At 71.3% G+C, this 23,136-nt stretch carries 23 protein-coding genes, 3 tRNA genes and 1 pseudogene; 13 read left to right on the forward strand and 14 right to left on the reverse strand.

The window, feature by feature from the left end:
• Nucleotides 1–45: 45 nt before the first annotated feature.
• From C8250_RS32350 to C8250_RS32360, 3 genes are all read right to left on the reverse strand, one after another.
• Nucleotides 46–876 carry a carbohydrate ABC transporter permease gene (locus C8250_RS32350; protein ID WP_138358074.1) on the reverse strand — a complete coding sequence of 277 codons (831 nt, stop codon included), beginning with the start codon at nucleotides 874–876 and terminating at the stop codon, nucleotides 46–48.
• Nucleotides 873–1,802, reverse strand: a complete 930-nt coding sequence (locus tag C8250_RS32355) for a sugar ABC transporter permease (protein WP_244809883.1) — start codon at nucleotides 1,800–1,802, stop codon at nucleotides 873–875. The genes C8250_RS32350 and C8250_RS32355 overlap by 4 nt, the downstream gene beginning before the upstream one ends.
• A gap of 131 nt (nucleotides 1,803–1,933) precedes the next feature.
• Entirely contained in the window at nucleotides 1,934–3,208 is a 1,275-nt protein-coding gene (locus C8250_RS32360) for an extracellular solute-binding protein (RefSeq protein WP_138358076.1), read from the reverse strand.
• A 300-nt stretch (nucleotides 3,209–3,508) separates the two neighbouring features.
• On the opposite strand from C8250_RS32360, the gene C8250_RS32365 reads away from it, so the two are divergent.
• Nucleotides 3,509–4,351, forward strand: coding sequence for a GntR family transcriptional regulator (locus tag C8250_RS32365; RefSeq protein ID WP_138358078.1), 843 nt, complete (start codon nucleotides 3,509–3,511; stop codon nucleotides 4,349–4,351).
• 37 nt (nucleotides 4,352–4,388) lie between these two features.
• Here C8250_RS32365 and C8250_RS32370 read toward each other — a convergent pair whose 3' ends face one another.
• Nucleotides 4,389–4,703, reverse strand: coding sequence for an SAV_915 family protein (locus C8250_RS32370; RefSeq protein ID WP_138358080.1), 315 nt, complete (start codon nucleotides 4,701–4,703; stop codon nucleotides 4,389–4,391).
• Nucleotides 4,704–4,909: 206 nt separating this feature from the next.
• The gene (locus C8250_RS43825) at nucleotides 4,910–5,215 is read right to left on the reverse strand and encodes a hypothetical protein (protein WP_244809490.1); all 306 of its coding nucleotides are present in this window, start codon (nucleotides 5,213–5,215) and stop codon (nucleotides 4,910–4,912) included.
• Between C8250_RS43825 and C8250_RS43830 the strand changes: the two genes are divergently transcribed.
• From C8250_RS43830 to C8250_RS32390, 4 genes are all read left to right on the forward strand, one after another.
• Complete coding sequence (locus C8250_RS43830) at nucleotides 5,202–5,366, forward strand: hypothetical protein (RefSeq protein ID WP_244809491.1); 165 nt, start codon at nucleotides 5,202–5,204, stop codon at nucleotides 5,364–5,366. The genes C8250_RS43825 and C8250_RS43830 overlap by 14 nt on opposite strands.
• Nucleotides 5,367–5,626: 260 nt before the next feature.
• Nucleotides 5,627–5,711, forward strand: a tRNA-Ser gene (locus C8250_RS32380).
• 19 nt (nucleotides 5,712–5,730) lie between these two features.
• Nucleotides 5,731–5,822 (forward strand) — tRNA-Ser (locus C8250_RS32385).
• A 4-nt stretch (nucleotides 5,823–5,826) separates the two neighbouring features.
• A tRNA-Tyr gene (locus C8250_RS32390) sits at nucleotides 5,827–5,906 on the forward strand.
• 70 nt (nucleotides 5,907–5,976) lie between these two features.
• Here C8250_RS32390 and C8250_RS32395 read toward each other — a convergent pair.
• From C8250_RS32395 to C8250_RS32405, 4 genes and pseudogenes are all read right to left on the reverse strand, one after another.
• Nucleotides 5,977–6,438, reverse strand: a complete 462-nt coding sequence (locus C8250_RS32395) for a hypothetical protein (protein ID WP_138357437.1) — start codon at nucleotides 6,436–6,438, stop codon at nucleotides 5,977–5,979.
• Nucleotides 6,439–6,569: 131 nt separating this feature from the next.
• Entirely contained in the window at nucleotides 6,570–7,094 is a 525-nt protein-coding gene (locus tag C8250_RS43835) for an MFS transporter (RefSeq protein WP_244809493.1), read from the reverse strand.
• A 77-nt stretch (nucleotides 7,095–7,171) separates the two neighbouring features.
• Nucleotides 7,172–7,795 (reverse strand): annotated as a pseudogene (locus C8250_RS44945) (MFS transporter); the annotation flags it as partial.
• A gap of 183 nt (nucleotides 7,796–7,978) precedes the next feature.
• Nucleotides 7,979–9,535, reverse strand: coding sequence for a carbohydrate-binding protein (locus tag C8250_RS32405; protein ID WP_244809885.1), 1,557 nt, complete (start codon nucleotides 9,533–9,535; stop codon nucleotides 7,979–7,981).
• 244 nt (nucleotides 9,536–9,779) lie between these two features.
• Here C8250_RS32405 and pqqA point away from each other — a divergent pair, with 244 nt between their 5' ends.
• From pqqA to pqqE, 5 genes are read left to right on the forward strand one after another with little or no spacing between them, the layout of a single operon-like run.
• On the forward strand, nucleotides 9,780–9,911 hold the full coding sequence (gene pqqA / locus C8250_RS32410; protein ID WP_138357438.1) for a pyrroloquinoline quinone precursor peptide PqqA: 132 nt from the start codon (nucleotides 9,780–9,782) through the stop codon (nucleotides 9,909–9,911).
• Between the two features lie 10 nt (nucleotides 9,912–9,921).
• A complete protein-coding gene (gene pqqB, locus C8250_RS32415; protein ID WP_138357439.1) occupies nucleotides 9,922–10,815 on the forward strand; it encodes a pyrroloquinoline quinone biosynthesis protein PqqB in 894 nt (297 codons plus the stop codon).
• A complete protein-coding gene (gene pqqC, locus C8250_RS32420; protein ID WP_138357440.1) occupies nucleotides 10,812–11,555 on the forward strand; it encodes a pyrroloquinoline-quinone synthase PqqC in 744 nt (247 codons plus the stop codon). The genes pqqB and pqqC overlap by 4 nt, the downstream gene beginning before the upstream one ends.
• Complete coding sequence (gene pqqD, locus C8250_RS32425; protein WP_138357441.1) at nucleotides 11,552–11,824, forward strand: pyrroloquinoline quinone biosynthesis peptide chaperone PqqD; 273 nt, start codon at nucleotides 11,552–11,554, stop codon at nucleotides 11,822–11,824. The genes pqqC and pqqD overlap by 4 nt, the downstream gene beginning before the upstream one ends.
• Entirely contained in the window at nucleotides 11,821–12,993 is a 1,173-nt protein-coding gene (pqqE, locus tag C8250_RS32430; RefSeq protein ID WP_138357442.1) for a pyrroloquinoline quinone biosynthesis protein PqqE, read from the forward strand. Before pqqD ends, pqqE begins: the two co-directional genes overlap by 4 nt.
• Here pqqE and C8250_RS32435 read toward each other — a convergent pair.
• Nucleotides 12,974–13,615 carry a LysE family translocator gene (locus tag C8250_RS32435; RefSeq protein ID WP_138357443.1) on the reverse strand — a complete coding sequence of 214 codons (642 nt, stop codon included), beginning with the start codon at nucleotides 13,613–13,615 and terminating at the stop codon, nucleotides 12,974–12,976. The genes pqqE and C8250_RS32435 overlap by 20 nt on opposite strands.
• A gap of 20 nt (nucleotides 13,616–13,635) precedes the next feature.
• On the reverse strand, nucleotides 13,636–14,502 hold the full coding sequence (locus C8250_RS32440) for a helix-turn-helix transcriptional regulator (protein WP_244809497.1): 867 nt from the start codon (nucleotides 14,500–14,502) through the stop codon (nucleotides 13,636–13,638).
• Between the two features lie 97 nt (nucleotides 14,503–14,599).
• Between C8250_RS32440 and C8250_RS32445 the strand changes: the two genes are divergently transcribed.
• Both C8250_RS32445 and C8250_RS32450 read left to right on the forward strand, forming a co-directional pair.
• Nucleotides 14,600–16,297 carry an AMP-binding protein gene (locus C8250_RS32445; protein WP_138357444.1) on the forward strand — a complete coding sequence of 566 codons (1,698 nt, stop codon included), beginning with the start codon at nucleotides 14,600–14,602 and terminating at the stop codon, nucleotides 16,295–16,297.
• Nucleotides 16,294–18,042 carry an AMP-binding protein gene (locus C8250_RS32450; protein ID WP_138357445.1) on the forward strand — a complete coding sequence of 583 codons (1,749 nt, stop codon included), beginning with the start codon at nucleotides 16,294–16,296 and terminating at the stop codon, nucleotides 18,040–18,042. The genes C8250_RS32445 and C8250_RS32450 overlap by 4 nt, the downstream gene beginning before the upstream one ends.
• Here C8250_RS32450 and C8250_RS32455 read toward each other — a convergent pair.
• Nucleotides 18,007–18,660: a TetR family transcriptional regulator gene (locus tag C8250_RS32455; protein WP_138357446.1), complete on the reverse strand. Its 654-nt coding sequence runs from the start codon at nucleotides 18,658–18,660 to the stop codon at nucleotides 18,007–18,009. The genes C8250_RS32450 and C8250_RS32455 overlap by 36 nt on opposite strands.
• 119 nt (nucleotides 18,661–18,779) lie before the next feature.
• On the opposite strand from C8250_RS32455, the gene C8250_RS32460 reads away from it, so the two are divergent.
• The gene (locus C8250_RS32460) at nucleotides 18,780–20,303 is read left to right on the forward strand and encodes an FAD-dependent oxidoreductase (protein ID WP_138357447.1); all 1,524 of its coding nucleotides are present in this window, start codon (nucleotides 18,780–18,782) and stop codon (nucleotides 20,301–20,303) included.
• Between the two features lie 71 nt (nucleotides 20,304–20,374).
• On the opposite strand, the gene gcl is transcribed toward C8250_RS32460, so the two are convergent.
• Nucleotides 20,375–22,153, reverse strand: coding sequence for a glyoxylate carboligase (gene gcl / locus C8250_RS32465; RefSeq protein WP_187145054.1), 1,779 nt, complete (start codon nucleotides 22,151–22,153; stop codon nucleotides 20,375–20,377).
• Nucleotides 22,154–22,385: 232 nt separating this feature from the next.
• Nucleotides 22,386–23,132 (reverse strand): hypothetical protein, encoded by a 747-nt coding sequence (locus C8250_RS32470; protein WP_138357448.1) that lies wholly within the window; start codon nucleotides 23,130–23,132, stop codon nucleotides 22,386–22,388.
• Nucleotides 23,133–23,136 lie beyond the last annotated feature (4 nt).

Raw genomic sequence — 23,136 nt, forward strand, 5'->3', positions numbered from 1 at the left:
ACGGACATCGGGGCAGCTCTCGCACGGCGTCTCCCGCATGACGCGTCACCCCTTGACCGCACCGGCGGTCATCCCGGAGGTGACCCGGTTCTGCAGGGCGAGGAAGACCACGAGGACGGGGAGCATGAAGAGTGAGGAGGCGGCCATCGTGGCGCCCCAGTCGGTGCCGAAGACGTTGCTGAACGAGGAGAGCCACACCGGCAGCGTCCTGGCATCCTGGTTCTTGATGATCAGCGTGTTGGCGAACGCGAACTCGTTCCAGGCCGTGATGAACCCGAACAGCGAGGTGGACAGCAGCCCGGGGGCGAGCAGCGGGAACGTCACCCGGCGGAACGCCTGCGGCCGGGTGCAGCCGTCCACCTGGGCCGCCTCCTCCAGCTCCACCGGTATCGCGGCGAGGAACCCGCGCAGCGTCACGATAGTGAACGGCAGCGTGGTCATGAAGTAGACCAGGGTGAGCATCGACAGCTTGTCGAGCATGTCGGTGTCCCGGGCGATGACGTACATCGGGATCAGCAGCGCCTCCCAGGGCGCCATCTGCGCGGTGAACACCATCAGGATGAACGCCCGCCTGCCGCGCCAGCGCATCCGGCCGACCGCGAAGGCGGCCAGCAGCGCGACGGCCAGCGAGAGCAGCACCGCGCCGAGGGTGACGGTGAGGCTGTTGCGCCAGAAGGTGCCGAAGCCGTCGGCGTGCACGGCGGTGGAGAAGTGGTCGAGGGTGAGGTGCCGGGGCCAGAACGACGGGGTGTCGGCCTGGATGTCCACGGTCGGCTTGAAGGCGGTCAGCACCATCCAGTAGACGGGGAAGACCGACACCGCCACGACGGACAGCGCGGCGAGGTTGAGCGGGACCTTGCGCAGCGACCGGGTCACAGGGCCGCTCCTTCCTGCTGGAACATCCGGCGCAGATTGAGGACGAGCGCCACGAGCAGGATCAGCACGGTGAGCGTGGAGACCGCCGAGCCGACGTCGTACTTGTGGAGCGACTGCGCGATCTGGAAGGCGTAGACGGGCAGGGTGGTGGTCGCCCCGTTCGGGCCGCCTTCGCTGATCACCCAGATCTGGGCGAAGCACTTGAAGCACCAGATCACTTCGAGCGAGGTGATCAGGGCGAACAGCTGCCGCAGCATGGGGAAGGTGACGTGGCGGAAGACCTGGAAGCCGCCGGCGCCGTCCAGCCGGGCCGACTCGTACAGCTCGGCGGAGATCGTGGTGAGCCCGCCGTAGAGGGTCAGCGCGGCGAACGGCACCGACTGCCAGACGACCAGGGTGACCAGGATGAAGAAGGTCGAGTTCCCGTCGGCGAACCAGGAGTAGTCGCGGTAGGAGTCGAACCCGAGCTCCACCAGGACCCAGTTGACCACTCCGAAGCGGGACTGGAAGAGCCACTGGAAGATGGTGGTGGCGGCGATCACCGGCGTCGCCCAGGTCAGCACGAGGGCGCTCATCACGGCCAGCCGCATCCGCTTGCCGAGCCGCGCCAGCATCAGGGCGACCAGGGTGCCGATCAGCATGATGAGGACGACATTGAGCGCGGTCCACCACAGGGTGCGGCGGACCACCGTCCAGAACTCGGGGTCGTTGAGCACCTCCGAGTAGTTGTCGAATCCGACGAAGGTGGCGCCGCCGCGGATCAGTTCGCCCAGCCGGAAGTGCTGGAAGGACATCACGGTGTTGCGGATCAGCGGGTAGAGCAGGAGGAAGGCCGTGCCCACCAGGGTGGGAGCGATCAACAGATACGGCCAGACGGCGCCGAGCACGGGCCGCCGGCGGCGGCGGAGGGCCGGGGGCGGATCCACGGAGGCCTGTTGAGGGGGGCGCCGACGGGCGGCGGGGGGTGCAGCGGGCACGGCACTTCTCCTGTTGTCCTGTTGGGGTCCGACTCGTCAGGCGGGGGCGGCCACGCGGGCCCGCGCGGACCGCTCCCCGTTCAGGAAGCGGTGTTCAGCGCTTTGGCGATGGCCTCGGACGCGGTACGGGCGGCCGTGGCCGGGTCCGCTCCGGTGAGGTACTGCGTCATGTACTGCTTGATGGGGTTGTTCGCCTCGACAGCCGCCCAGTTGGGGGAGTTGGGGGTGCCGTGGCCGTTGGCCGCGCCGACCGCCATCACCGCGCCGCCCTCGTTGCCCGCCAGCACACCGGCCAGCGACGTCCTGTTGGGGACGTAGCTCATCTCCTTGGCCATGTCCGTCTGCCACTTCTCGCCGGCCAGCGCCTTGACGACCTCGTAGGCCGCGTCCTGGTGCTGCGACGCCTCCGGGATGATGAGGTCGGAGCCGCCGGTGAAGACCGCGCCGGGCTTGTCGGCCGTCTTGCCGGGGATCGGGAAGAAGCCGATCTTGTCCTTCATCGCCGGGTTGGCCTTGATGATCGCGGCCGCGCCACCGGGGACGGAGATGATCTGCGCACTCTTGCCCTTGGCGAAGACCTCCGCCTGCAGCGGCTTGGCCTCGTCGGAGTCCTTCGGGCCCTTGCCCAGCGCCTGGAGCTTCTTGTAGAACGCCATCCCGGCCTGCGCCTGGGGCGTGTCGAGGGTGCCCTTCCACTTGTCGCCGTCCTTGACGGCGAACTCACCGCCCTCGTCCCAGACGAAGCCGGCCAGCGCGTACCAGGTCTGCCCCGTCAGATAGATCCCGTCGTTGCCACCGGTGTTGAGCTTGGTGGTGTCGGCGATCCACTCGTCGCGCGTCTTGGGCGGGGTGGTGATGCCGGCCTGGGTGAAGAGGTCCTTGTTGTAGACCACCACACGGTTGGCGGCGTACCAGGGGATGCCGAACTGCTTGCCGTCGATCTTGCCGGGCTCGGCCAGGCCCGGTATCCAGTCCGCGCCCTTGAGGTCGGCGACCTTCCCGGTCAGATCCTTGACCCCGCCGCTGGCGGCGTACTGCGCGACCTGGGTGTTGCCGACCTCGATGACGTCCGGCGCGTCCTTGCTGGCCAGAGCGCTGGTGATCTTCGCGCCGATACCGTCCCACTCCTGGATCTGGATCTTCAGGGTGGTACCGGAGTGGGTCGTCTCGAAATCCGTCTTGAACCGCTGGAGGAAGGGATCGGAAACGCTGCCCTTCATGATCCACACGGTGAGCTCGGCGGGGCTCTTGCCGTCGCCTGCGGTGTCCGACGAGTCGGAGGAGGAACTACAGGCGCTCAGGCCGGCTACGGCGATCGCGAGCGCCGCGGTGCCTGCAAGGAGTCTGGTTCTCACGGGGTCTGTCACCTCGAATAGGAGCGGCGGAACTTACCACTTCACAACTGGTCTGGTGCTGGTTGGAGAAGGTGGCATAGACCAGTGCTGCCGTCAAGAGGTCGTGCAGGCAAAGGCCTGACCCCCGGATTCCCCCGGATCACCGGTACCGGCCGCAACTGGTCCGCCTACGTGACGCGGGCCGGCCTGGCGTACTGGTCAGGATCTGGATAGCCTTCAGGGGAGGTACTGGACAGGACGCAGACAGAACGCTGCCCGGACGCGCCGGGGCGGACCCCGGACGGCACGAAGGAGTCAGGTATGGGAAGCGAGTCGCCACGGTCGGCGCTCAAGCGCGAACGGGTGCGCGACTACCTGTTGGAGCTCGTCGAATCCCATGTGCCCGGCGACCCGATCCCCTCCGAGCGGACCCTGTGCGAGCAGCTGTCGGTCTCCCGCCCGACGCTGCGCTCCGCCGTCGACGAACTGGTCAACACCGGGCTGATCGTCCGCGAGCACGGGCGCGGGATGTTCGTCGCGCCCGCCAAGATCACCCAGGAGCTGGTGGCGGACGAGCACTCGTTCTCGCTGCCGAAGGCCGACGGCACCTGGTCCAGCAAGGTCCTGGAGCTGACCACCGTCCAGGCCGGTGCCAGGGTGGGCCGCAAGCTGCACATCTCACCCGCGGCCGAGATCACCTACATCGCCCGGCTCCGGCTCGTCGACGGCGAGCCGATGGCCATCGAGTACCTGCACGTGCCCGCCCTGCTCGTGCCGGGTCTGCGGCCGGCGGACATGGAGTCCGGGGACTTCTACCGGTTCCTGCGCGACAAGCACCGGGTGCGGGTCCACGAGGCGGTCCAGTCCATCGAGCCGACCGTCACCAACGAGGTCGAGGCCCGGCTGCTGGGCGTGCCGCTGCTTTCCCCGGCCCTGCTCTTCGAACGTCTCACCAAGGACGAGACCGGCCGCCCGGTCGAGTACGTCCACTCGCTCTACCGCGGTGACCGCTATCGGATCGTCTCCCGGCTCGCTCTCGGCGAGGCCGGGGCTCCGGGGCCGGACGCGGCCGTCCGGCACCACCCCGGCATCCCGCCGGGCGATCTGGCGGGCCGCGGCGACGTCCCCTCCTCGATGGTGGGCGACGTTCAGCCCGCGGTGTGAGCGCGGGTCGTTGCGGGGGTGGTGGACGCGGCCGTCGTCAGCACAGGGCGACGGCGACGGCCTCCGGGTCCCGCACCCGGCGGGCGGTGAGCAGTGGGTCGACGGTCACCGTGGTGGCGCCCAGCGGCGCCGACAGCGCCCGGACCGCGGGCTCGGAGAGCCGGATCCACGCCTGCCCGGCGCCCATGACCGACCGCAGCCGCTGCTCGCTGGTGAAGGCGACGGCCGTCCTCGAACCGAGCGGCGTACGGCACAGCCGCAGCGCGAAACCGGCGGGTCCGCGCCGTACGGGTACGTACAGCGGGCCCGCCGGGAGATCGTTCCCGGGCTCTTCTGCGCGGCTGCGCGGCATTGCGGTCCTCCGGGGGAGCGGACGGGTGGTTCCGGCGCCGGGGCGGCCGGGCGGGGCGGGGGGCATCGGTGCGGATGCCGCCCCGACGTTCCCGACGGTATCGCCCCCACGGTGCGCACTCACCTCGCGAACCGGTCGTCGATGCCCGGTTGACCCTGAACCGGGGGGAATTGACACGGGGCCGCCATCCGCCGGCCGGCCACCGGTCAGCGGTAGTTCAGCTCGGCCAGTTCGGTGGCCGGCCGGGTACGGAAGGCCGGGATGCGGCTGACGACCGGCAGGGCCAGGTTGCGCGCCGTGCGGAGCACGCGGCTCCGGGTGGTGGCGATCCGGGTCGTCCGGCCGGTGAACGCCACGACCCGCTCGGCGACCGGGCGGCGCCGCGCCTCGTAGTCGTCCAGCCGGTCCTCCGCGATGGCCCGGCCGAGCGGGCCGCCGCCCGCATGCGCGACATCTTCGCCCGGCAGGTGGCCCCGCCCTCGCCCCGGCGTTGGCCCCGTGGGCCCCGACACCGCCCGCCGGGCGGGCCTGGTCTCCGCCCAGCTCCTCGGCCTCGCCCTCACCCGCTACCTCCTGCGCCTGCCCGCCGTCGCCGCCCTCACCCCGGACGAGATCGAGACCGCCTACGCGCCGGCGATCGCCGGCGTCCTGGGGCTCGGCTGAGCCCGGCGGATAATCCGTTGCCCTGGCGGTCGGCGCCCGGCACAGTGGTGGCATCACCAACGAGGCGAGAGGGGAGCGCACGATGAACGTCCAGGCCGGTCTGTCGCAGGCGTATCAGCGCTCTTCCAGTACCCCTTCCCAGCAGGGGAGCCCCGGGCAGGCCACGTAGTCATCGGTGACGGATGTCGCCGGGCCGCCCGCGGGAATTCCCGCCAGGGCGGCTTTTTCGTGGCCGCCCGTCTGCTGTGTCCTTGCAGCTGGGAGAGTTGGCCGAGTGGTAAGGCAGCGGCTTGCTAAGCCGTAGTCGGGTGCGAGCCCGCGCGCGTTCGATCCGCGCACTCTCCGCGTACGTCCTGCAGTTCATGGAGGAGCCAGCCGAAAGGCGGCGCCGGCCGCGGTCTCGAAAACCGTTGGGGTGCGCAAGCATCCGTGTGGGTTCGACCCCCACCTCCTCCGTCCCGGGCGAACTGGGAATCGGTGATCCCAAGGGCCTGTAAAGCCCCCGCTTCGGCTGTGGAGGTTCGAATCCTCCTTCGCCCACCCGGAACGACGCACGCGGAACGACGCACGCCACTGCGGCGCGCCACGGTTACGAGGCCGGGGCGCGCCGTCAGCGTTTGATGGTGTGGCCGCCGATGCCCATCAGCCGGCCGGGGCCGCGGACACCGTCCTCGTACCACCAGAAGCTGAGACCGATGGCGGCGACGATGAAGCCGCCGATCGAGCCGAGGGTGAGGAGTCCGCTGACGCCCTCGCCGGGCTCGCCGGGGTGCTCGCCGCCGAGGTGGTGGATGGCCAGGACCGAGACGAGCATCGAGGCGATGCCCGCCAGCGTGGTGAGCAGCCACGCCCAGCGCCGGGCCCTGGTCGCGGGGATGCTGAAGACCGTGTACGTGAGCGACGTACGGCAGGTCTCACAGGCGAGGGTGCGCGACTGGCAGCCCTTCGAGGGCCGTTCGACGGGAATCTCGAAGGTCGCCGGCCGGTGCTGTGTGTAGTTGCTGTTACGTTCGGACGAGAGCAGATGTGTGTACCGGGACTGGGGATATTGTCCTAATTGGCGCTTGCCCACCGCAGCTCCTTGACGTCTGGTACTGCGGGCCACAGTAAGCGCCAACATGCCTGTGGCATAGGGAAGTTGACGATTGAAGTACGCGGCGGGCGAGGTATGGGCGGACACGCGAGGTATCGGCCCGGGACCCGCTACGCCCGGCCTTCGGAAGCCTTCGCGAGCGGCGCCTCGCTCCGGCCCCGAGCGTCCCGCCCGGACCGGGGATACGCGCCGAGCGCGAGCAGCAGCGGAGGCGCGGCCGCCAGCAGGAAGCACAGCGGTAGCGGCAGCCGGTCGACGAGGAGCCCGGCGGTGCCGGAGCCCAGCGAGGAGCCCGCGTTGACACCCGTGTTGACCCAGGCGGTGGCGCGGGTGGCGGTCCCCGGCGGGGCGAGTTCGTCGGCCGCGAGGTACGCGGTCGCCATGGTGGGGGAGACGACGGTGCCGGCGGCGGCGATGCCGAGGGCGAAGAGGACGACGGTCGGGGCGGCGCCGGTGAGGGCGAAGAGCAGGGCGAGGGCGGCGAGCAGATACGGCAGCCGGCCGGCCGCCGGGCGCCGCCAGGCGATCCGGCCGTAGAGGAGCCCACCGATCGCGCTGCCCGCCGCGTGCGCGGCGAGGATCCAGCCGGCGGCGGAGGCGCGGTCGTGGTGGTCGGTGAAGGCGACGACGTACAACTCCAGGGCGCCCAGGCAGCAGCCGAGCCCGGCCGCCGCGTACGCCGCCTTGCGGACCCCGCCGACCGCAGCCGCGCGGCCGGGACGGAGGGCTCGCGCGCGGTGAGCAGCTTCGCGGCCGGGGACGCCGCCAGGGCGAGAGTGCCGATGAGGACCAGGCCGGCGGACAGGGCGAGGCCGAGCGCGGGGCGGACGGCGACGGCGATCAGCGGGCCGGTCATGAACAGGCCCTCCTCCGCCACCGTGTCCAGGCTGAACGCCCGCTGCAGCAGGCGCCTGTCCGGAACGAGGGCGCTCCACAGCGCCCGCATGGTCGGGCCGAGCGGCGGGGTGAGGGTGCCCGCGGCCGCCGACAGGAAGGTGAGCAGCCAGAGCGGGGCACCCGGCCGCCAGGTGGCCAGGCAGAGCGCGGTCAGCGCCACCGCGTACGGGGTGGCGAGGGCGGGCAGGGCGCGCCGTGCCCCCCAGCGGTCGATGAGTCCGGCACGGGCCGGGCCGAGGACGACGCTGGTCGCGGCGAAGACCGTGGTGATCATGCCGGCGACGGCGTACGAGCCGGTCGCCGCGGCGAGCGAGAGCAGCAGGGAGAGGGAGACGATCCCGTAGGAGAGCCGGCCCAACAGGGCGGCGGCGAAGGTGCGGCGGGCATGGGGGACCCGCAGGACGGCGGCGTAGGACGCCGCCGGGCGTGGCGAAGACATGGGTTTTGTTCCTCAGGCAGAGGCGGGCAGGCCGGCGCGAAGGGCGGGCTGCGGCCTAGGCACGAGAGGTGAGGAACATGCGCGCGAGTGTAGCGCACGGCGGGCGCCGGGACCATGGCGCCCACCGCGCGGGAAGGCGGTGGCGGGCGCCATGGTCCGGTCCTGCGGAGCGTCCCGTGACCGTTATGGCTGGGTGAGTTCCAGCCGGTCCACGTTGGGTCCGCCGTTCGCGGTGGTCGCGGTCGCGCGGACGGTGTTCGCGCCGGCCTTGAGGGTGACCGTCAGGGACGCGCTCTGCCAGGTGTTCCAGTCGCCGGTCCCGCCGAACGGATGCCCGGTGGAGACCGCCGTGCTGTTGACGGCGATGTCCATCGGCCGGCCGGTCGTCGTCCCGTTCGCGTAGCGGAGCGTGAGTGTGGCGGGCCCCGCCTGCGCGGCGGTCACCGACCACTGGACGTAACTTCCGGTCACGTTGTCGTAGTTGACGAAACCGGTGCCGGTGTAGCCGGTGTGGTTGGACTCCACCGCGCCCTGCGCGACGGCGGCGTCCTCGGCCTGGTACCAGCCGTCCGGCTGCGTTCCGGCACGGGAGACCCGGTAGACGACGGTGGCGTGCGACGGCACGGACGCGCTGATCGCGCCGGTCGTGGAGCGGGTGGCCTTGGACCAGAGGTCCTTGAGCGTGCACGAGGGCGAGCCGCCGAGGCCGATCGCCGAGGCGGTGGTGGAGACCGTCGCCGTGGCGCCGGTCTCGTTGAGCAGCGCCACCGCCCGGTCGCCGTTGGCGAGCTGCTTGCTGTAGACGGCCAGGCCGCCGGTGGCGGAGACGATGGTGGCCTGCTTGCCCAACGGGTCCTGGTCCAGGGCGATGACGTCGGTGTTCTTCAGGATGGCCTGGGTGGCGGCCGACGCCGAGCGGACATCGCTGCCGATCAGCAGCGGCGCCGACATCATGGCCCACAGGCTGAAGTGGGTGCGGTACTCGGTGGCGGTCATACCGCCGTTGCCGACCTCGAGCATGTCGGGGTCGTTCCAGTGGCCCGGCCCCGCGTACGCGGCGAGATCGTCATTGGTGTGCACCCTGCTGATCATGCTCGACCAGTTGTCGCTGATGTCGCCGGTGGTGCGCCAGAGGTTGCCGACGTCGGCGCCCCAGGTCCACACCTTGGGGTCGGTGCGGCCCCACTCGCAGATGCTGTAGACGATCGGCCGGCCGGACTTCTTGAGCGCGTCGCGCATCGCCTTGTAGCGCTGCTGCGCGTCGACGCCCTGGTTGTTGCAGTTGTCGTACTTGAGGTAGTCCACGCCCCAGGAAGCGAACAGGTCGGCGTCCTGCTGCTCGTGGCCGAGCCCGCCGGGGAAGCCGCCGGTGCCGTTGCAGGTCTTGGTGCCCGCGCTGGTGTAGAGCCCGAACTTGAGGCCCTTGGCATGCACGTAGTCGGCGACGGACTTGATGCCGTGCGGGAAGCGGGTGTGCTCCGGCACGAGGTTGCCGCTCGCGTCACGGGTCTTCTCGGCCCAGCAGTCGTCGATGTTGACGTACTGGTAGCCCACGTCCTTGAGGCCGAGCGATACGAAGCTGTCGGCGACGCCCTTGACCATCGCCTCGTTGAAGGTGGCGCTGCACTGAGTGGTGTTCCAGTTGTTGAAGCCCATCGGTGGCGTGCGGGCCAGGCCGTTCTCCAGGGCGAGCGCGGGGGCGGCGGGGGCGAGGGCGGTGAACGTTCCGGCGGCGGCGATGGTCGCGGTGGCCAGTACGGAGCAGAGCAGGCGGTGCGGTCTCACGGCATCCTCCTCGGGTCGGCACCGGAAAGGTAGGAGCCTGCCGAGTAATCGTCAAGAACCTTTACAGATAGCAGATCGGATGAATACGCTCCGATTGATGGCGCTGCTGCCTGCTGTAGCAGTACTGCTGTCACACGCGCACCAACTGATCGGATCTATCCACGCGAGGACATCACGACAGGAAGGACGGTGCACAGCCATGGCCGACACGACGGAACAGACCCCGGCTCAGGGGGAGCGACCGGAGAGCCCGGCGGTCTGGAGTACGCCCGAGTACACGGTCGTCGAGACCGCGCTCGAAGTGACCGCCTACTCGCTCGCCACTCGCTGAGTCCGCCGCCGTGCTGCTGCGGGTACTCGGTACCGCGGCGGGCGGCGGCGTCCCCCAGTGGAACTGCGCGTGCCCCGGGTGCTCCGGGGCACGCCGCCACCCGGGGTGGCGCCGCCGCCACGCGTCGCTCGCGGTCCGCGCGGCCACCGGCCGCTGGTACATCGTCAACGCGACCCCCGACATCGGCGATCAGATCGAGGACTGCCCGGAGCTGCGCCCCGGACCCGGCGCGCGGCAGTCGCCGGTCGCCGGACTCGTCCTCACCGACGCCGAACTCGACCACACCCTCGGCCTCGCCCGGCTCCGTGAGGCCGGCGGACTGCAGGTGGTGTCGACCGCGCCCGTACGACGGGCCCTCCTGACGAAGCTGCGCCTGGGCGAGGTGCTCACGCCGTACACCGCTCTGGAATGGCGGGAGTTGGGGACCGGCGCGGAGCCGCTGGCCGCCGGCTCGGACGTGGACATCGATGCCATCCCGGTGTCCGGGAAGCGGCCGCGCTACGCCGCCGACAGTGCTCCCGACGCCGCCTGGGTCGTCGCGCTCCGGCTGCGCGACCGCGCCACCGGCGCCTCCGCCGTCTACGCCCCCGCCCTCGCCGACTGGCCCGACGCTCTCCAGCGGGCCGCCGCCGCAGCCGACTGCGTCATCGTCGACGGCACCTTCTGGGACGACGAGGAGCCCCGCCGCACCGGTATCTCGGAGCGCACCGCCACCGGCATGGGACATCTGCCGATCGACGGCCCGCACGGCACCTCGGAACGCCTCGCCGGCCTGCCGGGACGCCGCCTGTACACCCACCTCAACAACACCAACCCCCTCGTGGATCCGGCCGCGCCGCAGCACAAGCTGCTGGCCGGGCTGGGCATCGAGGTGGCCTCCGACGGGATGGTGATCGAGCTATGACGTCAGCGCCCACGACAGCAGCGGGGCCGCCCGCAACGCCCACGGACTCCGCCATCGACGCCGGGCCCTGGAGCCCGGCCGCATTCGAGGCACGGCTGCGCGCGGTGGGGGAGGAGCGGTACCACGACCGCCACCCCTTCAACCTGCGGATGCACGAAGGAAAGCTCAGCCAGGACGAGTTGCGCCGTTGGATCGCCAACCGCTTCCACTACCAGCGGCACATCCCCGTCAAGGACGCCCTGATCACGGCGAAGTTCGACACCCCCGCACTGCGGCGGATGTGGCTGCGCCGTATCCAGGACCACGACGGCGCGCGGGACGGCGAGGGCGGCATCGAACGCTGGCTCCGCCTCGGCGAGGCCGCGGGACTCGACCGTGAGGAACTGCTCTCCGGCGCCACGGTGCTGCCCGGGGTACGCCTCGCGGTCGACGGGTACGTCAACTTCTGCCGGCTGCGCCCAGCGCTCGAAGCCGTCGCGGCCTCGCTCACCGAACTGTCCGCCCCCGACCTGATGCGCACCCGCATCGACGCCTTCGAACGGCACTACCGCTGGATCGAACCGGACGGGCTGCACTACTTCCGCACCCGCGTCACACAGGGCCGCCGGGACAGCGGGGAGGCGCTCGATCTGGTGTTGCGCTGGGCCCGCACCCGGGACGACCAGGAGCGCGCGGTGGCCGCGCTCGGCTTCAAGTGCGATGTGCTGTGGGCACTGCTCGACGCCGTGGACCACGCATGACGACCGCCACGAGCGACGACTGGCGTCCCGCCCTGGCCCCCGCCATCCTGCTGCGCCGCGACCGGGTCCGCTCGACGGACCTGCTGGTGCTGCCCGAGCGGGTCGTCGTGCTGAGCGGCCGGGCGGGCGCCATCGTCCGGCTCTGCGACGGCGGCCACAGCGTTCCGCAGATCGTCGGTGAACTCTCCGCATGCTTCCCCGGCGCACCCGTGGCCACGGACGTACCCGTATTCCTCGACCGGCTGCGGGCGGAGGGCTGGCTGCGATGACCACCCCTGCCGTCCCCGCCGGATCCGGGACGTCCGAACCCGAGGTGCCGCGCCCCTGGGCGCTGCTCGCCGAACTCACCCACGCCTGTCCGCTGCACTGCCCTTACTGCTCCAACCCCCTGGAACTGAAGGCCCGTTCGCAGGAGCTGGCGACCGGGGACTGGCAGGACCTGATGCGCCAGGCCGGTGACTTCGGCGTCGTGCACACCCACCTGTCCGGCGGCGAGCCGCTGCTGCGGCCCGATCTGGAGGAGATCGTCACCGCCGCCGAATCCGCCGGTATCTACACGCAGTTGGTCACCAGCGGCACCGGCCTCGACCAGGCCCGGCTCGGCGCGCTGACCGCGGCCGGGCTGCGCAGCGTCCAGCTGTCCGTGCAGCACGCGGACCCCGCGGCCTCGGACCGGATCGCCGGCAGACGCTCCTTCGCCGCGAAGGAACGGGCGGCCGCGCTGGTACGCGCCGCCGGACTGCCGCTCGGCCTGAACGTCGTTCTGCACCGCGACAACCTGGACGCCCTGGACGCCATCGTCGAACTGGGCCTGGCCTGGGGTGTCGACCGGATCGAACTCGCCAACGCCCAGTTCTACGGGTGGGGCCTGCTCAACCGTGCCGCGCTGCTGCCCGCCCACGAGCAGCTGGCTGTCGCGCGGGACGCGGTCGACCGGTGGCGTACCCGGCTCGGCGGCCACCCCGACCTGGTGTGGGTGGTGCCCGACTACTTCGACGGCGTCGCCAAACCCTGTATGGGCGGTTGGGGCGCGGTCTCACTGACCGTCTCTCCCGACGGCACCGTCCTGCCGTGCCCGGCCGCCGCCACGCTGCCCGGCCTGGACGCGCCGAACATCCGTGACCACACCCTGGAGTGGATCTGGGACCGGTCCCCGGCCTTCAACCGCTACCGGGGCACCGCGTGGATGAGCGACACCTGCCGCTCCTGCTCCCGCCGGGACGAGGACTTCGGCGGGTGCCGGTGCCAGGCCTTCGCCCTGACGGGCGACGCCGCCCGCACGGATCCGGCCTGTGGTCTCTCCCCGGACCACGGCCTGGTCCGCGCGTTCGCCCGGGAGGGCGGAGCCGACGGACCGCTCCCGTACGTCTACCGGTATCCCGGGCGGGCGGCGACGGGACAGCCCGATCGCGAGGGGGTCAGTCGGTCCGGCCGGTGACCGCGACCGTGACGCCGAGGCCGATCATCGCCAGCCCGCCGGTGCCGCCGATCGCCGCCAGCCGGCGCGGGGAGCGCGCGAACCAGGTGCGGGCGGCGGAGGCGGTGAGGGCCCAGAGACTGTCGAAGACCAGCGCGGTCAGGCTGAACACCATGCCCAGGATCAGCAGCTGCAGATGGATCCGGCCCGCGGACTGGTCCACGAACTGCGGGAGCACGGCGGCGAAGAACACCATTGTCTTGGGGTTCGTCACACCGACCACGAACCCCTCCCACAGGGTCCGCAGCCCGCCGTGGGCGGCGGTGCCGGGGACGTTCTGCTCCATCGTCAGGTCACCGCGGTGCCGCAGCGCCTTCACCCCGAGGAACACCAGATACCCGGCGCCGCCCAGCTTCAGTGCCAGGAACACCGCCGCGGAGCCCGCCACGAGCGAGCCGAGCCCGAGCGACACCGCCACGACCAGGACGTAGGAGCCCACCGTGTTGCCGAGCACGCTCTCCAGGGCCGTGCGGCGGCCGTGCGCGAGGGCCCGGCCGAGGACGAACAGCACGCTGGGGCCCGGTATCAGAACCAGCAGCAGGGACATCGCGGCGAAGGCCAGCAGGCGGTCGGTCGGGACCATCACCATCACCTCCGTGGCCGTCAGGGCAGCATCCCTGCCCGGCGCGCGGACACTACCGCCTCCAGCCGGGTGTGAGCACCCAGTTTTCGCATCGCGGAGCGCAGATAGCTCTTGACGGTCTCCGGCCGCAGTCCAAGCCGCCGCGCGGCGGCCGCGTTCGTCGCGCCCGAGGACACCGCGGCGAGCACATCGATCTCACGCGGTGCCAGCGGCGGGACCGGCACCGCCGGTCGCGGCAGTGGATCGAGGCCCGCGTCGTCCCGCCCCGCCGCCCCCGACGCGGCGGCGATCCGCCCGCAGGCGGTCAGCAGCGCCTGCCGCAGCCGGGGGTCGGTGATCCGCGGGGCGAGGGCGCGCAGCTCGCCGTGCGCCTCGCGGACCTCCTCCCAGGCCCGGGGGTCGACGGAGACCGGCTGGTGGAAGACGGCCAGCAGCCGGTGGGCCTCGTCGCGGACCGCGAGGGACTGCTCCAGCTCCCGCGCCGCGTCCACGGCGGCCGTCAGCGGGCGGTCGCCGAGCGTCATGGGCTGGCGCAGCGCACCGTACAGCACCCCGCGGACCCTGCTGCGGACGACCACCGGCACCGCCAGGACCGACCGCAGACCCTCGGCCGCGACGGCCTGGTCGTACTCATGGCTGATCACCCGCGACGCGTGGTAATCGGTGACGGCGAACGGCCGGGCCATGGCGATGGTCTTGCCGCCCAGACCGTTGCCCGGGGTGATCGCCAGGGTGCGCAGGGCGGACGTCTCCGTGCCCGAGAGCTCCGAGATCCGCAGCTGCCGGCCGCCCGACAGCAGCCCCCCGAAGGCGACCGGCAGTCCGCCGGACCGCCGCATGCGCAGCAGGGCCGCCCGTACGTCAACGGCTTCGCCGGATTCGGTCACGGTCACTCCTTCAGCCCGACACCCCCGTCCGGGGGTGGTGAGACCCGGGTCACTGGATGGACGATGCTACTCAGCGGTCAGGCACTGAGGAGGACACATGGCGGTGACCGGTGGGACGACCGGAGCGACCGAGGGGCCGACCGGGGAGTTCCGGGCGGCCCGCGACTTCCTGCTGCGGCACCGCGAGGAGTACGCGACGGCCTACGCGGGCTTCCGCTGGCCGGAGCCCGAGTACTTCAACTGGGCGCTGGACTGGTTCGACCGGATCGCCGAGGACAACGACCGAACCGCGCTGTGGATCGTGGAGGAGGACGGCTCCGAAGGCGTCTTCTCCTTCGCGGAGCTGGCCGACCGGTCGAACCGTGTCGCCAACCACCTCAGGGGCCTGGGCGTGCGGGCCGGTGACCGGATCGTCGTGATGCTCGGCAACCAGGTCGAGCTGTGGGAGACCGCGCTCGCCGCCATGAAGCTGCGCGCCGTCGTCATCCCCGCCACCCCACTGCTCGGGCCGGCCGACCTGGCGGACCGGATCGAGCGCGGCGGCGCCAGGCATGTCGTGGTGCGGGCCGGGGACACCGCCAAGTTCGACGGGGTGCCGGGGGAGTACACCCGTATCGTCGTCGGCGGCGAGGCCCTGGACTGGCACCCGTACGAGGAGGCGTACGCGAGCCCCGCCTCGTTCGCGCCGGACGGCCCCACCCGGTCCGCCGACCCGCTGATGCTCTACTTCACCTCCGGCACCACCGCCCGGCCCAAGCTCGTCGAGCAGACCCACCTCTCGTACCCCGTCGGGCATCTGGCCACCATGTACTGGATCGGCCTGCAGCCCGGGGACGTGCACCTCAACATCTCCTCGCCGGGCTGGGCCAAGCACGCCTGGAGCAATCTCTTCGCGCCGTGGAACGCCGAGGCGACGGTGTTCATCCACAACTACACGCGCTTCGACGCGGCCCGGCTGATGGCGGAGATGGACCGCTGCGGGGTCACCAGCTTCTGCGCCCCGCCGACCGTGTGGCGGATGCTGATCCAGGCGGACCTGAGCGCGCTGCGCACCCCGCCGCGCGAGGTGGTCGCGGCGGGCGAGCCGCTGAACCCCGAGGTCATCGAGCACGTCCGCCGGTCCTGGGGCGTCACCATCCGGGACGGCTTCGGCCAGACCGAGACGGCGGTGCAGGTGGCCAACAGCCCCGGCCAGCCGCTGAAGACCGGCTCGATGGGCCGACCGTGCCCCGGCTACGTGGTGGTGCTCGTCGACCCGGTCACCGGCAAGCCGGGCGACGAGGGCGAGATCTGCCTGGACCTCGCGCACCGCCCGGTGGGGCTGATGACCGGCTACGCGGGTGACCCGGAGCGCACCGCGGAGGCGATGGCGGGCGGCTACTACCGCACCGGCGACATCGGTTCGCGGGACGCCGACGGCTACATCACGTACGTCGGCCGCTCCGATGACGTTTTCAAGGCCTCCGACTACAAGATCTCCCCGTTCGAGCTGGAGAGCGTGCTGCTGGAGCACGAGGCGGTCGCCGAGGCCGCCGTCGTCCCGGCGCCGGACCCGCTGCGGCTCGCCGTACCGAAGGCGTACATCGTGCTCGCCGCCGGCTGGGAGCCGGGCGCGGAGACCGCGAAGGCGATCTTCGCGCACTCCCGCGCGGCGCTCGCCCCGTACAAGCGCGTCCGCCGCCTGGAGTTCGCGGAGCTGCCCAAGACCGTCTCCGGCAAGATCCGCCGTATCGAGCTGCGCGAGGCCACCGCCCGGGACGGCAGTGCCGAGTACCGCGAGGAGGACCACCGATGACCGGGACAGGACCGGCCGAAGCGACGGCCGCGAACGAGCCGCCCGAACCGTCCTCTGCCGAACCGTCCTCTGCTGAACCGTCCTCTGCTGAACCATCCTCTGCCGAACCGTCCTACGCGAGCGGCACCGGCAGCACCCCGCTGCTCGGCGACACCATCGGCCGCAACCTGGACCGGGCCGTCGCGGCGTTTCCCGGCCGCGAGGCGCTGGTCGACGTGCCGACCGGCCGCCGCTGGACCTACACCGAGTTCGGCCGGGCCGTCGACGAGGTGGCGCTGGGGCTGGCGGCCAAGGGCGTGGCCCGCGGCGACCGCGTCGGCATCTGGGCGGTGAACTGCCCGGAGTGGGTGCTCGTCCAGTACGCGACCGCGCGGCTCGGCGCCGTCATGGTCAACATTAACCCGGCCTACCGGGTGCACGAGCTGGAGTTCGTCCTCCAGCAGGCCGGAATCGGGGTGCTGATCGCCTCGACCGCGTACAAGGCCAGCGACTACCGGGCGATGACGGAGCAGGTACGCGGCGGCTGTCCGCTGCTGCGCGAGGTCGTGTACATCGGCGACCCGGGCTGGGACGAACTGGTGGCGGGCGGGGCGCGGCTGCCGGCCGGGCACCTGGCCGCGTGCGAGGCGGCGAACAGTTGCGACGACCCGGTCAACATCCAGTACACCTCGGGCACCACCGGCTTCCCCAAGGGCGCGACGCTCTCGCACCACAACATCCTCAACAACGGGTACTTCGTCGGCGAGATGATCGGCTACACCGAGCACGACCGGGTGTGCCTGCCGGTGCCCTTCTACCACTGCTTCGGCATGGTGATGGGCAATCTGGGCGCCACCAGCCACGGCGCCTGCATCGTCATCCCGGCCCCCGCCTTCGACCCGGTCGCCACCCTGCACGCGGTCGAACGGGAGCGCTGCACCTCGCTCTACGGCGTGCCGACGATGTTCATCGCCGAACTGGACCTGCCGGACTTCGCGACCTTCGACCTGTCCTCGCTGCGCACCGGGATCATGGCCGGATCGCCCTGCCCGGTCGAGGTGATGAAGCGCGTGGTCGCCGAGATGCACATGGCGGAGGTGTCCATCGCCTACGGCATGACGGAGACCTCGCCCGTCTCCACCCAGACCCGGCGCGAGGACGACCTGGAGCGCCGCACCGCCACCGTCGGCCGCGTCATGCCGCACCTCGAGGTGAAGGTCGCCGATCCGGCGACCGGTGCGACGGTGCCGCGCGGTACGGCGGGCGAGCTGTGCACCCGCGGCTATTCGGTGATGCTGGGCTACTGGGAGGAGCCGGAGCGGACCGCCGAGGCGGTCGACGCCGCGCGCTGGATGCACACCGGCGACCTCGCCGTGATGCGTCCCGACGGCTATCTGTCCATCGTCGGCCGGATCAAGGACATGATCATCCGCGGTGGGGAGAACGTCTATCCGCGGGAGATCGAGGAGTTCCTGTACACCCACCCCAAGATCGCCGATGTGCAGGTCGTCGGGGTGCCGGACGAGCGGTACGGCGAAGAGATCCTGGCCTGCGTCATCCTCCGCGACCCCGCGGACCCGCTCACCCTGGAGGAGCTCGGCGGCTTCTGCCGCGGACAGCTCGCGCACTACAAGATCCCGCGCCGGCTGCGCCTCGTGGACGCCTTCCCGATGACGGTCAGCGGCAAGATCCGCAAGATCGAACTGCGGGAGGACGCGATCCGGGAGATGTCATCCGTAGTGGGCGGCGAGGCCCCGCCCCAGTAGTCCGAAGGCCTGGTCGAGCTCCGCGACCGCCTCGGGATACACCTCGTCGGCGCTGCGCCCGTCCGACAGCTTCCGCCAGTTGGCGAGGGCGACGACCTGGCGCACGGAGATGATCTGCGCCGCCGCGAGGCGGGGCAGCAGGTCGCCGGGCGCGGCCGACGAAGCCTCCCGCAGTGCTCCGGTCAGCGCCTCCTGGTCGCGGACGGTGTACTCCGCCAGCCGTGCCACCAGGCCGGGCGCCGAGTAGAGCAGCGCGAGATACGCCAGCACCTCTGGGGTGTCGTTGAGCCCGGTGACCGGATCACGGGCGTCGAGGCCCGCCGCGCAGTGCCGGTGCAGCGCGGTGAGCGGTGCCTGGTCCGCGGGGCGGTCGCGCACCACCCGGGCGAACTCGCCCTCGTGGTCGGCGAACCGGTGCAGCGCCAGATCCTCCTTGGTGGGGAAGTACCGGAAGAGCGTCGGCTTGGACACCTCGGCAGCGGCGGCGATCTCGGCGACCGGCACCTGGTCGAAGCCGTGCCGGAGGAACAGTGCGATGGCGGCGTCCGAGATGGCCTGCCGGGTCCTGGCCTTCTTCAGTTCCCGCAGTCCGCCCGTTGGTCCTGGCCGGTTCTCCATGGCGCTCATCGTAGCCGAAGTGCAATCAAGTCAAAAACGTTACTCGGTTGCATATGAAACCCGGTCATGGTTGCATCACCGTCAGACGAACGCGGACGAGCTCGATGAGAGGACAGCGGATGACCAGCGTGCTGATCGTGGGAGCGGGACCGACCGGGCTGACGCTGGCCTGTGAACTGGCCCGGCGCGGCACCTCCGTCCGGATCGTGGAAAGGTCCCCTGGACCCCAGCCGGGTTCCCGGGGCAAGGGGCTCAACGCGCGCAGCCTGGAGGTCTTCGAGGGCATGGGGATTCTCGACCGCATGCGGTCGATCGGGCGCGACGACCTGCACTTCCGCAAGTACCGGGGCGGCGAGGTGGTCTCCGACACCGATCCCTTCGCGACCTTCTCCCCGGCGCCCGGCACCCCGTACGTACGCGGGCTGCTCGTCGCGCAGTGGAACGTCGAGCGGGTGCTGCGGGACCGGCTCGCCGAGTGGGGCGTGCGCGTCGAGTTCGGCACCGAACTGACGGGGTTCGAGCAGACCGGCGACACGGTGACCGCCACGTTCGCGGGCGGTGAGCGGATCGAGGTGTCCTACCTGGTGGGCTGCGACGGCGGCCGCAGCGGGATCCGCAAGGCGCTGCCGGTCACCTTCGGGGGCCGGACGCTGCCGGAGCAGCTGATGGTCATCGGTGATGTCGAGGCCGAGGGCTTGAGCCAGGACCTGTGGCACCAGTGGATCGACGAGGACGGCGGCATCATGCTCTGCCCGCTCCCCGCCACCTCGGTGTTCCAGCTCCAGGCGGCCCCCGAGCGGGACGCGGCGGGGCTCCCGGTGGAGGCGTCGCTGGAGAGCTTCCAGCGGATCTTCGACCGGCACGCGCGGCTCCCCGGCATCAAGCTCACCAACCCCGCCTGGATCTCCACCTACCGCGTCAACGAGCGGATGGCCGACCGTTTCCGGGTCGGCCGGGTCCTCCTCGCCGGGGACGCCGCCCATGTGCACTCCATCGCGGGCGGCCTCGGGATGAACACCGGTATCCAGGACGCCTACAACCTCGGCTGGAAACTCGCGCTGGTGGCCGCGGGCCGGGCCGGCGAAGGGCTGCTCGACACCTACGAGGAGGAGCGGCTGCCGATCGCCGCCTGGACCATCGACACCAGCGGTGAGCTGTGGCGCCAGGTCTCGCGCTCGATCAGGACCGCGGGCAGTGGGACGGAGGGCGTGGTCACGCCCGACATCCTCGGCCTGGGGCTGGGCTACCGCTGGAGCTCGCTGGCCGTCGAGCGCGACGCCCATGCCGACGACGCTCCGCTGCGCGCCGGCGACCGCGCGCCCGACGCCCCGCTGCGGGACGCCGACGGTGCCGCCGTCCGGCTCTTCGAGATCTTCAGCGGCACCCACTTCACGCTGCTCGGCTTCGGCGCCGGCAGCGCGGCGGCGCTCCGGGAGAGCGCGGACCGGCACGGCGACGCGGTGTGGACCTACTCGATCGGTGCGGGCCCGGCGGGCCTGGACGACTTCGCGGGGCACGCGGCCCGCGAGTACGGCGTCACCGGCGACGCCCTGGTGCTGGTCCGCCCGGACGGCCACATCGCGCTCACCGCCCCGGCCGGTGACGCCGGTGCGGTGCACGACTACCTCGGCGCGCCGGCCTAGGGCCGGAACAGAACACGACCGCACCCCAGGCCGTCCTCCGGGGGTGCGGTCGTGCGGTCGGTGGAGCGGGATCAGACGAGCGGCAGGATCGAGGTCGGGGCGTGGCCCGGCTCGGTCGCGATGTCTTCCCACTCGTTGACGCTGGCGATGTCGCTGCCGCTCATCGAGATGTTGGTGATGCGCTCCAGGATCGCCTCGACGACCACCGGGACGCGGTACTCCGCGGCGAGCTTCTTGGCCAGCTCGAAGGCGGGCAGCAGCTCGTCCGGCTCGGTGACCCGGATCGCCTTGCAGCCCAGGCCCTCGACGACCTTGACGTGGTCGACGCCGTAGACGCCCAGCTCCGGGGAGTTGATGTTCTCGAACTCCAGGTTGACCTGGAAGTTGATGTCGAGGTTGCGCTGCGCCTGGCGGATCAGGCCCAGGTACGCGTTGTTGACCAGGACGTGGACGTACGGGATCTTGTGCTGCGCGCCGACCGCCAGCTCTTCGAGCATGAACTGGAAGTCGTAGTCGCCGGAGAGCGCGACGACCGAGCCTTCGGGGTCGGCCTTGGCGACACCCAGCGCGGCCGGGATGGTCCAGCCGAGCGGGCCGGCCTGGCCGCAGTTGATCCAGTGCCGCGGCTTGTAGACGTGCAGCATCTGCGCGCCGGCGATCTGGGAGAGGCCGATGGTGGTGACGTACCGGGTCTCCGGGCCGAAGGCGCGGTTCATCTCCTCGTAGACGCGCTGCGGCTTGATCGGCACGTTGTCGAAGTGCGTCCGGCGCTGCAGGGTGGCCTTGCGGTGCTGGGCGGACGCGGCCCACTCGGCGCGGTCGGGCAGCCTGCCCGCGGCCTTGAGCTCCTTGGCGACCTCGACGAAGAGCTCCAGCGCGGCCTTGGCGTCCGACGCGATTCCGTAGTCCGGCGCGAAGATCTTGCCGATCTGGGTGGGCTCGATGTCGACGTGGACGAACTTGCGGCCCTTGGTGTAGACGTCCAGCTTGCCGGTGTGGCGGTTGGCCCAGCGGTTGCCGATGCCCAGGACGAAGTCCGACTCGAGCATCGTCGCGTTGCCGTAGCGGTGCGAGGTCTGCAGGCCGACCATGCCGGCGTTCAGCGGGTGGTCGTCGGCGATGATGCCCCAGCCCATCAGGGTGGGGATGACCGGGGTGCCGGTCATCTCGGCGAACTCGACCAGCAGCTCGGAGGCGTCGGCGTTGATGATGCCGCCGCCGGCGACGATCAGCGGGCGCTCGGACTCGAGCAGCAGCGAGATCGCCTTCTCGATCTGGGCGCGCGATGCGGTCGGCTTGTAGACCGGCAGCGGCTGGTACGTCTCGGGGTCGAACTCGATCTCGGTGAGCTGGACGTCGATCGGCAGGTCGATGAGGACCGGGCCGGGCCGTCCCGAGCGCATCAGGTGGAACGCCTGCTGGAAGACGCCGGGGACCTGTGCGGCCTCCAGGACCGTGGTGGCGGCCTTGGTGACCGGCTTGGCGATCGAGGCGATGTCGACGGCCTGGAAGTCCTCCTTGTGGAGGACCGCGACCGGGGCCTGGCCGGTGATGCAGAGGATCGGGATCGAGTCCGCGATGGCCGAGTAGAGCCCGGTGATCATGTCGGTACCGGCGGGGCCGGACGTACCGATGCAGACACCGATGTTGCCCGGGTTGGCACGGGTGTAGCCCTCGGCCATGTGGGACGCGCCCTCGACGTGGCGGGCGAGCGTGTGGTCGATGCCCCCGCCGGCCTTGAGCGCGGCGTAGAAGGGGTTGATCGCGGCGCCCGGCACACCGAACGCGTCGGTGACGCCCTCGAGCTTGAGGATCTCCACGGCCGCACGGGCGGCAGTCATACGAGGCATCGAGTACTCCTGGGTCGGACTGTCGGGGTGGGCTCTTGCTGCGAGGCCAGGGCGCCCGGTTTTCCGTAGTGCTAGTTTCCGTAATGCGGAAGTCTAGTTCTGCTATATGGAAGTAATCTAGAACGAGGCTTTCCGCCCGTCAAGGCAGTACCTGTTCCGGACCTGTTCCGGACGCGGAAGAGCGGGCTGCCATCCGGCAGCCCGCTCTCGGTACGCGTGAAGTCGCTGGAGGTCAGGGGATGACGGGCCCCGTCCGCATGAGCGTGTCGGCCGCGTCGTTGACCGGCTGCGGAGTGCCCGTCAGATCCATCACGAAGAGCGGGACGCCCAACTGGTCGGCGCGCAGCCGCGCGTCGTGCGCGTAGCCGGCCAGGGAGAAGAAGGCGCCGACGGAGTCCTCGTTCAGGCAGTTGAGCCACAGGCACTCGATGTCGCGCAGCGCGGTGGGCTGGGTGGTGGGGTCGATCTGGGCCACGAGGTCGTCGCCGCGCAGATCGATGCCGTTGGCGGCGTGGTCTCCGGCCACTCGTATGCCGGCGAAGCCGAGCCACTTCAGGTACTGGGCGGCGGCGGTGAGCGCGTCACGGGCGGTGCGGATGGTGACCGGGCGGAACGGCGGCCGTGGCGCGGGCGGCGGCGGGCCGGGGACCGCGGGCGGCGAAGGGGCGGCGGACAGCGGGCGCAGGGCCGCGGTGGCCGGGCCGGGAGGAGCGAGTGCCGCGGTGTCGACCGGCATCCGGATCACCGAACCGCAGTCGCAGCCGAACTCGGGCTGCGGCCACTGGTCCTGCCGGCCGCAGTCGGGGCAGCGCATGCTCACCCAGGAGTCGTCCCACGAACGGTGCCGTATCTCCAGCGGGACTCCGCCGCGCAGCAGCGGGAGCGTCAGCGGCGTACCGCAGGCGCAGGGGTAAGTGGTGGTGCTGAACGCGTGCTCGCGGCGGCAGGCCGGGCAGCGCACGGGCACACTCTCTGCCATGGTT

This window comes from Streptomyces sp. So13.3, from assembly GCF_005860785.2.
Taxonomy (GTDB): Bacteria; Actinomycetota; Actinomycetes; order Streptomycetales; family Streptomycetaceae; genus Actinacidiphila; species Actinacidiphila fildesensis.